The sequence below is a fragment of the Chitinophaga sp. Cy-1792 genome (assembly GCF_011752935.1).
Classification (GTDB): domain Bacteria; phylum Bacteroidota; class Bacteroidia; order Chitinophagales; family Chitinophagaceae; genus Chitinophaga.
This window is the reverse complement of sequence record NZ_VWWO01000003.1, coordinates 375832-389325: the sequence shown is the minus strand read 5'-3', so window position 1 is coordinate 389325 and position 13494 is coordinate 375832. Positions and strand designations below refer to the sequence as shown.

Sequence of the window (13494 nt, the reverse complement as noted above, 5' to 3'; positions counted from 1 at the left end):
CTATTCCCGAACTATACTATCGCTCAAACTATTTTTTCGTTACTGTAATGATTCCTTCCTTTAATAAAAATGAAAATTGGTTGGTGCTGCTGTTTAGCGAATTGATCACTTCTGCCAAACTTTGTTGCTTGTCTATATAGCAAGTAAAATACTGCGTGCTTATCTGCTGCTTGTCAGCATGAATATCTACATCATACCAGCGGCTGACGGTAGCGAGAATATCAGCTAATGGTTGGTTTTTGAACCTGATCCATCCATCTTTCCAGGAACTGAACGCTGCAGCGTCCACATCGCTTGTCTGTATATTTCCGGAGGCGTATACAGCCTGTTCTCCTGGCAGCAGCAAGGCAGATTTCCCTGCTGCACTTACCTGTACCTTTCCACTTATCAAAGTTGTATAGATACCGGCATTTTCCGGATAGTTATTTATATTGAAGGCTGTTCCCAGCACTTTTATTTCCTGTGTTCCTGTCTTTACTATAAATGCACTGGAGGCATCGGCCGCAATATCAAAATATGCTTCCCCGCTCACCGCCACTTCTCTTGTATTTCCTTCAAATACAGAAGGATAGGTTATACTGGATGACGCATTCAGCCATACAACGGAACCATCCGGCAACCTTACCTGGTAGTTCGCACCCCGCGGTGTTGTTAAGGTATAATTCACCACTTTCGCCGCTACCACAGAAATATTACCATGATCCAGCCGCACATCATTTCCACCCAGATTAAAACTACTATCTCCACCACTTAACACTACCGTTTCTCCACCTGCCTGTAACATAGCCCTGTTAGTATTCGGCAGCTGTGCAGCTTTCACTATCTCTTTCACAGGCGGCTCCTGCCGCACCTTCAAATCCGAACGCTGCAACCACCATATCGTCAGCCCCAGGAATAATCCTGCCGCAACACCATACAACATAGCAGTTATATTATACCTGCTTGGCGGCTCATAAGCCACTGGCCTAAGCTCCCTCCGGCTAACCGATTCCTTGCTATCCGTATATTTATGCCCACTATCAGCCACACTCCTTCCCCCTGCCGCAACGCCGCTATCACGCAAGCCATCGGCCCCCTTAGCCTCCACCTGCTCGCCACCAACTATCCGCCCCCACATCCCATCCGTATCGAACGACTGCTGCAACCGTAGCGCCTCCAGCAACTCCCTGATACAACCAGGTTCTGATAATAATACCTGCCGCTCCGGAGCATTATTCACCCATTGCTGCACCGTAATATCATCCGGCTGCAACTCCCCGCTCAGCAATGCTGACAGTATTTCAATATCCTTTTGTTCCATGTGTAAGGGTGGCTAGTATGATGACACAGTGATGCTAAAAATGTACTATGCCATATGAAAAAAAAATATAAAAAAATCGGGCAACTATTTCAACAAACCCGCCAGTAGTAAGCATATCAGCTCCAAAAAAATATTATTCCGCAAGATCTCGTAAGCCTTGCCAACCTGGTTTCGTACCGTAAATACCGAAATCCCCAACTCCTCCGCCACATCCTTGTACTTCCGCCGCTCCAGACAAACCTTCTCCACTATTATCCTGCACTGCTCCGGCAAACGCGCAATCACCGCCTGTAACTGCGCCACCCGCCGCTGATGTATCAACTCCTGCTCCAGTACTGAATCTTCCATCTCCACCACCTCAGGAATCTCCCCTGTAACTACTTTATTATCTCTCAGAAAATTTAATGCGGCATTATGCACCGCCCTATAGGCATAACTATCCGGAGTACCCGTTATTATTATCTCCGCACGCTTCTGCCATAACCGGGAAAAAAAATCCTGTACTATATCCTCCGCCGCAGGCTTGTCCTTAACAATCTTGTAAACATAGGCACATAACCCCGGCGCCCGACTTCTGAAAAACGCCTCAAAAGCCCCGGCATCGTGTTGCAGCTGCACCCACGAGCATTCCGATGGTTGGTTATACTGACTCAAATTGTAGTATGTAAGAATGGATTGATTCAAATATATAATTTACTGCGGAAATTCTATAATAAAAACCATAGCCGACAAAGGTCTTCATCTACCTAAAAAAATTGCGACGACACAGTACTCCTGTATCGCCGCACCTTATAAAACAATCACGCATAAATGATCCTAAACCGACACCGCTTCCGCAGGCACAATCGCCACTACCACCTGCGGCGCCACTTCCTGTTGCACAAAACCTTCTTCCCCTCCTACCACAGGCCCTTCAGCGGATAATTCACTGCCCTCCTTCTTTGATTTAAATATAGGCCACAACAACTGCGCATACCATTCTTCTTCTTTATAATGCTTCAGTCCATAACTTTTCGGGTATTGACGCGTAATTATACCAGTGCCGAAAATCAGGTCCCAGATGAAAAACATATTACCAAAATTTCCTTTATAGTGACCAACGCCATCATCTGTAGTATCGGCATGATGCGCATGGTGCGTGGCCGGCGTACTGATCAGCCGCTCCATCACCCAGCCAACAGGCTTCAGCCATTTGATAGTATAAAATGGTTTATCCCACTTAATACTACTATGCGCTGCTGTAGTAATCAACGATTTGATTCCGCCCACAAACAACGCAGGGTAGCCAAGTCCCAGATAGGTAAGTGTGGTAGTAAGATAGATCTGCGAGAAGAAAGCAGTATAGATAATGTTTTGCCGGCTTGTCATCGCCATGCCCATATAAGGCGCACTGTGATGGGTTCTGTGAAAACGCCACAGCAACGGCAGCTGATGGTGCAGCCGGTGGTACCAGTACTGTGTCAGGTCATCAGCAACGGCCATGATCGCAAAGCCCCACCAGAAAGGCACCCAGGCAAAGCTATCCTTAGCAGCAGGCAACACGTAAGGCAACAGCTTCAGCCCGAAATACGCGATCAGCGGTCGTAGCACAATCTTAGGCAGAATAAAACATACTATATCAAGTATACGCTCATTCTTCGTCCATTTATTTTCGTATAGTCCTGCACCAAATTCAACCAATCCTACTGCCAGCATAATCGCAGGCAATCCCCATGTTTTCAGGTTGTTAAAAACGGCTTCTATAAATGCCGGCGCCTTAAAGGAAAGGTGCGGCAAAACCGCCTCCAGCCAAGGTTTGCTGCCACTAATATAAAAATACCCGAACATCAGTGCCACCGGTGCTATAAACAGCACCAGGCTAAGTAATGAATCCCGCAGGATCACATTAGCATTTGTTTGTGTTGTTGCTTTCATACTTATGCATCATTTAGTGGTGAGTGAATAGATCAGCCAGAGACTCCCGGCAACTGCCACCAGTGGCACCAGAAATATGATAATGCCAATAGCAATTTTTTTTGTTATTAAGATGATATCAGAGATCGTCATATAGGAAGATTTAATGTTGAGAGATGATTATTGTTTGTCCCACCACAAAGCCGGTGTTTGATAGCCAGAACCTGTTGGCGTATTCCTGTTAAGCGATTGCTCATTCTGCGGATAAGGAATTCTTCTTGGTATCTGTCCGTTCGGATTATCAGCACTGGTGGCATTCTTAGCCAGTGGTATCGCTGGAAATCCTGTTCTTCTGTAATCTGTCCATACTTCCGGCTGTAAAAACAAGGCAATGTATTTTTGGGTGATGATCGTGTTTATATCTGCGGTTGCATCCTGTTTCAGTATAGCCTTTGCCGTTATATATGCAACCTGTTTATCAGCAGTCGCATATGGATCTGTACTATTACTGATCACTCTTGCAAAAGACGCCTTCACGGCCAGTTCCAGTGCTGTCTGTGCCTGTGGATCTGCCGCATTCACCCTATATCTCGCTTCTGCTTCTATAAACTTCGCTTCTGAAAAACTGCTGATAATTACTGGTGAAGTAGCCGTTCCGTAATAGCTGCCGATTACTGAGAAAGCACCTGGCACACCCGGTGCACTGCCTCTGTAGGTATTGCTACCCACCGGGTAAGGCGTCGCAAAGTAAGCCCGGCGCGGGTCTGGAAAAGCGCCTTCCGGCTTCGTCGGGTCATCTGTAACGGCATTACCATTCAGCAAATTCACGAAAGAAGCGCCCAGTCCTATCCATCCCGGCCTGTTGGCATTCTGCTGATAAAACGGGTTCGCATTGGTAGTGGCCGACCCGAATACTACCTGTGCATCACCAGTGTTATCCGCGATACCTCTATACCTACTGCCATCGTACAATGCATTCAGGGCCTGCTGTGCTGCCGCACTGCTTCCCAGCCGGCTCAGATGCAGGGCATACCTGGCTTTCAGCGTATACGCCAGGGCAACCCACCTGGAAACATTCCCGCCATAGATCACATCATCAGCTGCCGGTAAAGCACCAAAATTTTTATCTGAAGGCAGCGAAAGCTCCAGTATGGCCGAATCCAGCTGCAACTGCAAGTCGCTGTATATATCCTGTTGCTTGTCATATGCCGGATTGGTGACATTATTCCCATACAACGATTCCTTATAGGGTATATCGCCAAACAGGTCTGTCAAGGTTCCGTAGCCATAAACGCTGAGCACTCTTGCAATACCGCTGTAGTAAGGCAGTTGCTGCTTTGTAGCGGCTGTCTTCACAATCTTCAGCTCATCCAGCACATCTCCATAAAATCCTCTCCATGTCTGGTTAAAATACTGGGTAGAAGAAGTATAGTTATCAAAGGAAGCGGCATCACCGTTTGCACCGGAGGCCTGTTGTATGTAGATGTTGGCAATTAACCCTGCGTTTACACCAAGATTAAACCCCAACGCCACTTCCGCGCCTGTCAGCACTGCGCTCACGGATACCTGCGTAGAGGCGTTGGGGTTAACATTCGTTCCCTGCAGATTGCAGGAAACCGGTAATACAAACACTATAAAAGCAACTACTATGCGAAGTATATAAAGATGAATGGTCGATTTCATTTCCTGCTGATTTTTTGGGTTAGAAAGAAACATTTAATGCAACGCCATAGCTCCTGGTGTTAGGCGTTGTCCAGAAGTCAATACCGGCGGCATTCGATAAGCCGTTCCTACTCCCCAGATCAGGATCGCTGCCACTATAATTCGTCGATAATAAAAAGTTCCTGGCGGTAAGCGTAACGCTGGCCGCCGCTATGTGTGCAGGTTTCAGCCACTGCTGCGGCAGACTGTAAGTAAGGTTAACATCTTTGAGCTTCACCCAATACAAATCATGCTCTACATATAATCCCTGTATACTGAAGGTATTTCTGTACCAGGCCTGCGACAATACCGCCGGAATGGTGTTCTGCTCCCCTTTAGAGGCCGTAACGCCGTCAAACACTGTTGTGGTGCCTCTGTTGGCAGTTGAGGCATCTACGCCGTTAAATACCATCTGTAAACGCGGCGCATTGAAGATGTCGAAGCCAAACCTTCCATCAAGCAAAAAGGAAAAGGTAAAAGCGCCATAACGAAACTCATTTCGCAAACCCAGATTAAAGTCCGGATTAGGATCACCGATCTTCGTAAAACTGGTATTGACAATAGGATAGCCATAACTGGCACTGGCCGGGTTATCATCGATAATCGGTTTCCCCGCTGCATTACGCTTTACATCTGTTCCATAGAATACGCCATAGGGCTGCCCCGCCTGGCCACGCGCTTCCATCCATATACCACCCAGACTCACACTGGAAATATTATCGGTGATGTATTTAACCAGACTGATATTCTTATTAAACAATACAGTGGCACTCCAATTGAATTTCCCTTTACTGATAACCTTTTGCTGCAAACTGGCCTCTATCCCACGATTGATAATATTTCCCGCATTTGTAAGCGTATAGGCGGCACCGGTAGAATACGGCAGCGTAACCGGGATAATCTGGTCCTTGCTGCTGTTGTAGTAATACACCGCTTCCAGCTGGGTTTTATCATTAAAGAAATGCAAATCCGTTCCAACCTCCCAGGTGCTGATACGCTCCGGTTTCAGGTTGGGATTACCGATGGTAGCGCTGTAACTCAATCCCTGCTTGCCATTGAAAGGAAAGCTGATACTACTCTGTATCCAGCCGTTGCTGGTGGTAGGGACATAGTAGGTTTCTAACGAATAAGGATCAGCATCATTACCTACCTGCGCATACGTGGCGCGTACCTTTCCATAATTCAGAATGCTGCTATTTAAATGCAACGCATCGGTGAAAATGAAGCTGGTGCTGGCACTGGGATAAAAGAACGCATTCTTTCCCTTTGCTAATGTTGATGTCCACTCATTTCTGCCGGTAAGTTCCAGGTACAGCCATTTACGGTAATCCAGTCTGACATCTGCATAACCTGCTACTAATTTCTTCAGGATGGTCTGGTTGAAAGTCTGTGTGGCCGCGGCATTGGAAATATTAAAGTTTCCTGGAATGGTTAATCCGTCGCCTCTTGTATTGACCTGATTTTTCCAGGAATTATAGTAGTTGTAGCCCACCAATGCTGTCAGATGCAGGTGCTTACTCAATTGCTGCTCTCCTATCAGTAATACGTCCAGGTTGTTATCTCTTCTGGAATAATTCACGTCGTTAACAGTACCGGTGGGTACGCCGGAAGTACCCCTGCTGAAGGCGCCTTTACGCACATCGGTGTAGAAGTCCAGCCCATACCTGGCAGTGGCTTTCAGCCAGCTGGTAATTTCCAGATTGGCTTCTGCAAATGAAATAAATCTATTTACTTCATCTGTCTGCGGGTTCATATTCAGCGACCAGTATGGGTTGTCCCAGCCAATACCATTGGCATAGGAACGGCTGTCGCCCCAGGGTTTGGCGCTGGTAGCGGGCAGTTTATATGATTCAGGATGTGCCCATGGCTGCGAATAGCCATTGGTGATATCAAAGTTGGGAGGCGTATTAACCAATGCACGTATCACATTGGTATTAAAGCCTCCCATCAGTGCGCGGTTGTCTGCACCATCTTTGATATAGTTAAGGCCTCCGGATAGTTTCAAACGATTGTTAACATTATAGTCGCCGTTAAAACGAAATGTCTGGCGATAGAAATCTGTAGTAGGTATAATACCCGTCTGCTTCAGGTTCCCATAGGAGAAGTAATAGCCGGCATTGCCCGTGTTGCCGTAAAAGCTGATGTTATGGTCATTCGTATAGCCGTTGACGAAAAAAGCATCGATATTGTCGTAACGGTTCACAGGCTTGCCATTGGAGGTAGGATCGCTCTTTCCGACGATGGTGCCGTTTTTATCGAACAGACTGGGTGTACTGCTATAGGTCAGTGTATCCAGCCTTGCGCCCCAGTTTTCATCGGATCCGGTGGTACCAGGTTTGATGTATTGTCCGCCAATGCCATTGGAGAAGATGGTCTGACGCGGTTGCATTCTCCTGTTGATTTTATCTACAGTAAATGATCCGCTGTAGGTTACCCCGAAAGACTTATCAGTGACGGTACTGCCGCGTTTTGTGGTGATGACCACTGCGCCGTTGGAAGCACGTATACCATACAAAGCTGCTGCTGCCGGCCCTTTCAGCACTGTAACACTCGCAATGTCGGCGCTATTGATGTCAATGGCCCTGTTAGAAGGTGTTGCCAGCGAAACACTGTTGGATACTGGCAGAATATCCTGTATGGAATTATCTACCGGCACACCATCTAAGATAAACAGGGGCGCATTATTTCCTAGTAAAGAGGTATTACCACGTATTTTTATGGTAGATGATCCACCGGGAGACCCGCCGGAATTATTGATCTGCACACCGGCTACCTTTCCGCTGAGTGCCGCTACTATGTTAGGTTCGCGACTGTCTTTCAACGCGGCGCCTTTCAACTCTCCCACACTATATCCCAGCGAACGTGTAGCCGCTTTAATCCCCACTGCCGTTACCACTACTTCTGATAATGCCTGCTGCTGGTCTAATCCAATGGTCTTGTTCAACTCATCTTTCGTCACTAATAACTCCCTGGATTGATATCCGATAAAGGTCACTACGATGGTTTGTGGCAATTGCTTCAGGTTCAGCTGGTAGTTCCCTGTGGCATCCGCCAGCGTTCCGAAATTGGTATCTTTCAGCCTGACAGACGCACCTGGCAAAGCTTCTCTGGTTTTATTATCAACGATTTTCCCCTTCAATATCACGGGAGCCTGTGCCAATACCTGCCCGCTAAATAATAACAGGATAGCATACACGATGGTATAATGTAAATATTTGTACATAAAGGATAAATTAGATTTGGTTAGAATTGGGCAAAAGAAGCCCTGTAGCAGGTTTGGGACCTGCATCACCACTCAGAAAAATGAAAGTTTCCGGATGATGGCGTAATGCCTAACAACAACAGCAACAGCAAACGGATAGCGCTTTGCCGTTATTCATACTTACATAAAGGTTGTTGTTAATTACCTGGTTCATGGTTGAAAATTTAATAATAGTCCGCCGGGTCGCTTTTCAGCAACCGTCAATAAAGATATTTTTGGGCGCTTTGTGTGGTGGGACAAAGACTTTTTACCGGAGATCCCGGCTATTGGTGGTGGTAAATTTTTATTAGTCTACTTAAATGGTAGACAAATATACGAAGCGTTTTCGAAAACCCAAATCTTTCATAAAAAAAATATAGGCTTAACCGTACGAACAGTGTAAATTGAAATATATTTCAACACAAAACGTTACAACAATGGAATGGAAAGACCTCCAGCCGCAATCATTGTGGTCGTACTTTGCACAACTGAACGCTATCCCCCGCGCTTCCAAGAAAGAAGCAGCCGCTATAGACTTCGTAGTTAAATTCGGTCAGGAACTGGGCCTCGAAACAACCCGCGATACCGTAGGCAACGTAGTTATCAAAAAGCCTGCTACCGCAGGTCTGGAAAACAGACAGACCGTTATACTGCAGTCACATCTGGATATGGTTCACCAGAAAAATAATGATACTGATTTTGATTTCGATACACAGGGAATCAATATGTATATAGATGGCGACTGGGTAAGAGCCAAAGGAACTACCCTCGGCGCAGACAATGGCATCGGCGTAGCGGCTATCATGGCTATTCTTGCTGACAAAACCCTGGCACACCCTGCCCTGGAAGCCCTGTTCACCATCGACGAAGAAACCGGCATGACAGGCGCCACCCAGCTAGACGGCAGCATGCTCTCCGGCACCATCATGCTCAACCTGGATACAGAGGAAGAACATTCCTTCACCATCGGTTGCGCAGGTGGCCGCGACACCAATACCAGCGCCACTTACCAGGAAATTCCTGCCGGCGATGGTTTCCTCTCCTACCTCATCAAAATCACAGGTTTACTCGGCGGCCACTCCGGCATGGATATCCACAAAGGACGTGGCAATGCCAACAAACTGATGAACCGCCTGCTCTATAAAGCACAGTCTCAGTTTGATATACAGCTCGTTAGTATCGACGGGGGCAGCCTCAGAAACGCCATCCCACGCGAATCTACCGCACAGGTGCTCGTATCCAAATCTGAAGAAGCCGAATTCCTCGCCTTCATCAGCGACTACGAAGCCACCATCAAAGATGAATACCAGCACATCGAAGCCGGCCTGGCTGTCTCCATCACAAAAGCCGATAACCCCGGCATCATGATGGACCCTGCCTACTTCCGGCAGCTGACAAGGGCAATCTATGCTATTCCTAACGGCGTATACCGCATGAGCCCTGAAATAGCAGACCTCGTAGAAGCCTCTACCAACCTGGCTCGCGTTATTGCTAAAAACGGCTCCTTCACCACGCAGTCACTGCAACGCAGCAGCGTAGACAGCACCAAGGAAGATGTTGGCTATGCAGTGAAAGCAGGCTTCGAAATTATCGGTTGTACCATCAACCAAACCTCCGGCTACCCTGGCTGGAAACCTAATATCAATTCAGCCATCCTCCAGGTGATGACCAAACTGTTCAAAGAACAATACGGCAAAGAACCTGAAATCGGTGCCGTACACGCCGGACTGGAATGCGGCATCATCGGCGCTCATCATCCTGGTATGGATATGATCTCCTTTGGCCCTACCATCCTCGATGCGCACTCTCCTAACGAAAGAGTACAGATATCAGCTGTAGGCCGCTTCTATCAGCTGCTGACAAATACACTGAAAGAAATTCCTGCAAAAGCATAACCACGTCTCTACTCAGTAGAGACGGAACAAAACTCAAATAAAAAAGGATGTCTCTACTGAGTAGAGACATCCTTTTTTATACAAAATATTTTATACAAAACAACATAACACAATCCTTTGCTGTTCTGCTTCTTATGCTGCTTTGCGAGAAAAAAACTATTCAGATTTCAAGCTCAATATCGGATTCATCAACGCCGCCTTTATCGCCTGGTAACTGACCGTAAACATCGTCACCAGCACCGCTAACACTAACGCCCCCACGAAAACAAAAGGGCTAATAACAATCCTGTAACTATATTTCGCCAGCCACTGCTCTAATACAAACCAGGCCACCGGCATTGCTACAGCACTACCCACCAGCACCAGCAAAATAAACTGCCTGCTCAGCAACATCCACAGATGCGCCGTAGATGCGCCCATTACCTTACGCACCGCAATTTCTTTGGTACGCCTGGCCGCCGTATATGCAGCCAGCCCAAGCAAACCAAGACAACTAACAAAAATCGCAAGTCCTGCGAAAATCCCTGCCAGTCTGCCTGTCAGCACTTCCATCTTAAACTTCTGCTCATAATCAACATCTGCAAAAGCATAGGTAAAAGGATAAGCAGGATTATAACGGCTGAATATCACGCCTATCTTCTCCAAACCCTCCTGAGTCGGGTATTTCGGACTTAAACGGTAGGTAATCGCGGATACATCATCGGTATGATGGAAAAGGGTCGCTTCTGCCGGAATAAAGGGAGATACCATCAGCGTATTCTTCACTACACCAACAATGGTTACCCTTTTGTCTCCATCCCAGGTAATTGTCTGCCCTACAGGGTCTTTCAGACCCATTTCCTTCACTGCCGCTTCATTCAGCACAACAGTTCCGGAATCAGCAGCTACCGTATTATTGAATAATCTGCCACTAGAAAGCTCCATCCCAATAGTCTTATAGTAATCCTCATCGGCACCTACCCTCGCTATACTGATAAAGGAATTTGAAGGACCAGTTTTGCCCGGCCAGTTATTAATCACACTATGCGACCAGATCTCCGTAATAGGGCTGCTGGACTCAGTTACATCGGTCACGGTGCCAGAAGCCAGCAGATCGTTTTTCAGGGCATGATAATTTCTTCTGAGGTCCGGCGACATCACCGTGCTCACCAATCCTGAAATTTTATAACCGGTAGGTCTTGATTTACCATATTGTATTTGCTGGTAGATGACCACCGTGGCTATGATCAATGCCACAGAGGCCGCAAACTGAATAACCACCATCGTTTTCATGATACCACCGGATTTTCCCGGCTGCTTCAATCCCTTCAATACTACCACCGGCCTGAATCCGGAAATCAGAAATGCCGGCCTGATACCCGCCAGCAAGGATACGGTAATCATAAACAACAGCAACACACTCCATGCAGCAATACTGGCATACGGAATAGCAATTGTAGTACCTGCCAGCGCATTGAAAAACGGCATCACAGCCACCACCAGCACTAAACTAAAGGCAGTAGCCATCGCTGTAAGTAAAAGCGACTGCATCAGAAACTGCATAATCAGTTCCCCTCTCGTAGAGCCAATGGCTTTACGCACACCCACTTCCTTCGCTCTTTTATCCGCCTGCGCAGTAGAAAGATTTACAAAGTTGATACAGGCAATCAGCAATATCAGCAGGCCTATTACCAGGAACATATGCACATAGGTAATAAACCCACCTTCTACTTTACCATTAGTGAATTTATCATAGAGATGCCATTGCTTTAAAGGATGTAACACCGCCGACAGATGACCATCGCCCATTGCCTTTTTTATGGCCGCATCTGCCACCGCAATGATACGCTGCTGATCCGCACCTGGCGTCAGTTGCAGGAAGCAGTAAAAAGAATTATTTCCCCAGGAAGTTTTTACCCTTTTAATCCATTCGTACTGCTGTTCCACCACTCTCCATGGAAGCAGGTATTTAAACTGATAGGTAGCATTTGCGGGCATGTCTGCAATCACACCGGTAACACGGAGATCCATCTGGTTTTCCAGACGCACGACCTTATCCATAGGGTCCGCAGCGCCGAATAGCGCCTTCGCAGCAGAAGCGGTTAATACAATGCTGTTGGGATCTTCCAGCATACCTTTAGTTCCACTAAGCACTTTATATTGGAAGATGTCCAGGAAAGCCGGATCCACGGCGCCGCCAGTCATCACCATTTTTTTATCGCCGGCGGCAACGCCCATATCCATAAATGGCAGGGTCAATGCTACCTTTTCCACACCAGGAACATCCTTTTTCATGGTTTCTGTCAGCGGAACTGATACCCATGGCATAGTTCCCTCGATACCTCCGCCTTCACGCGTACTGAAATTAGTTTTCAGCTGGTACACATTTTCATATCCCGGCAAAAATCTATCATAAGAATATTGATACCACACCCACAGCCCAATTACCAGCGATACAGCCATCCCGATCGCCAGCCCGATGATATTCAGGGCCGTATATCCGGGATTTGCGCGACAATTACGCCAGGCAGGCTTTATATAACTCAGTAGCATATTTAATTTTTTTCTGGTAAGATGACCAATTAGATGCCAGCAGCAAAATACATTGATTATCAATACAAAACATTTCTTTTCCCGTTCAAATCCGGACACTTACACGATAAAAACGAACAACCGGATATGCGATTTTTTACTATTTAACCGTAGTAACGATACTGACCTTTGTGTGGCGTGGTTGTGAGTAAGAACCCCATCATAATTTAATAATTCTTTTCGTCATGAAACAGTTAATAATAATGGCTGCCATGCTCTCGGGTACAGCCTTTCACAGCAATTCATCCGCTCCGGCGGCTATTACCGTACCAGACCATATTACTTTCGATTACCAGATCACCCAGGTAACCCATACACCGTCTAATGGTAACACGGAGATCATCTATTATTTCACCAAAAGCGGGGATTATGCTGCTGCCAAAATAAATACCGACGATGACCTCGATCTCGTCATCTATGATAAAAATGGAAACACCATGGCAGTAGAAGGTAAAAAAAAGCAGATTACCATCTATAACATCCCTGGTTTAATGCATATGGGTGGAAATCCGGGTATAATGATGGCTACAAGGTCCAATATTAAAATCACACACAGCAATCAAACCAAAAATATATGCGGATATAACGCCGAAGCATATACGGGAATAGAACCACAATCTGGTGCCAGCATAAATTTCTGGTGCATTAAGTTACCATTTGACGCCAGCAATATTTACCCTCTTGCAAAGAAAATTCCCAATCCTTCCAATGAATCATCTATGGCAAACTTTCTTCAGAAAGATCATAATAATTTCCTCGCAGAAATAAGTACAATAAAAGGTAAAATTGTTGAAACAACCGCTATTGGAAAATCAAGCCTGACTTTCAATTCTGCAGGATATACCATTAAAACACTAGGTAAATAAAAAAAATCATCCATAACCTCACATACC

General features: G+C 46.4%; 9 protein-coding genes. 2 read left to right on the top strand and 7 right to left on the bottom strand.

The window, feature by feature from the left end:
* Positions 1-28: 28 nt before the first annotated feature.
* From F3J22_RS26960 to F3J22_RS26940, 6 genes are all read right to left on the bottom strand, one after another.
* Positions 29-1300, bottom strand: a complete 1272-nt coding sequence (locus F3J22_RS26960; RefSeq protein ID WP_167021088.1) for a FecR domain-containing protein — start codon at positions 1298-1300, stop codon at positions 29-31.
* An 84-nt stretch (positions 1301-1384) separates the two neighbouring features.
* A complete protein-coding gene (locus tag F3J22_RS26955; RefSeq protein ID WP_167021087.1) occupies positions 1385-1954 on the bottom strand; it encodes an RNA polymerase sigma-70 factor in 570 nt (189 codons plus the stop codon).
* Positions 1955-2116: 162 nt separating this feature from the next.
* Positions 2117-3214, bottom strand: coding sequence for a sterol desaturase family protein (locus F3J22_RS26950; RefSeq protein ID WP_167021086.1), 1098 nt, complete (start codon positions 3212-3214; stop codon positions 2117-2119).
* Between the two features lie 9 nt (positions 3215-3223).
* Positions 3224-3346, bottom strand: a complete 123-nt coding sequence (locus F3J22_RS30720; protein ID WP_255492093.1) for a hypothetical protein — start codon at positions 3344-3346, stop codon at positions 3224-3226.
* A 27-nt stretch (positions 3347-3373) separates the two neighbouring features.
* The gene (locus F3J22_RS26945) at positions 3374-4876 is read right to left on the bottom strand and encodes a SusD/RagB family nutrient-binding outer membrane lipoprotein (protein ID WP_167021085.1); all 1503 of its coding nucleotides are present in this window, start codon (positions 4874-4876) and stop codon (positions 3374-3376) included.
* A 19-nt stretch (positions 4877-4895) separates the two neighbouring features.
* Complete coding sequence (locus F3J22_RS26940; protein WP_167021084.1) at positions 4896-8117, bottom strand: SusC/RagA family TonB-linked outer membrane protein; 3222 nt, start codon at positions 8115-8117, stop codon at positions 4896-4898.
* Positions 8118-8572: 455 nt separating this feature from the next.
* Between F3J22_RS26940 and F3J22_RS26935 the strand changes: the two genes are divergently transcribed.
* Complete coding sequence (locus F3J22_RS26935; RefSeq protein ID WP_167021083.1) at positions 8573-10030, top strand: aminoacyl-histidine dipeptidase; 1458 nt, start codon at positions 8573-8575, stop codon at positions 10028-10030.
* Between the two features lie 156 nt (positions 10031-10186).
* On the opposite strand, the gene F3J22_RS26930 is transcribed toward F3J22_RS26935, so the two are convergent.
* Complete coding sequence (locus tag F3J22_RS26930; protein ID WP_167021082.1) at positions 10187-12562, bottom strand: ABC transporter permease; 2376 nt, start codon at positions 12560-12562, stop codon at positions 10187-10189.
* Positions 12563-12786: 224 nt separating this feature from the next.
* On the opposite strand from F3J22_RS26930, the gene F3J22_RS26925 reads away from it, so the two are divergent.
* Positions 12787-13467: a hypothetical protein gene (locus F3J22_RS26925; RefSeq protein ID WP_167021081.1), complete on the top strand. Its 681-nt coding sequence runs from the start codon at positions 12787-12789 to the stop codon at positions 13465-13467.
* Positions 13468-13494: the final 27 nt, after the last annotated feature.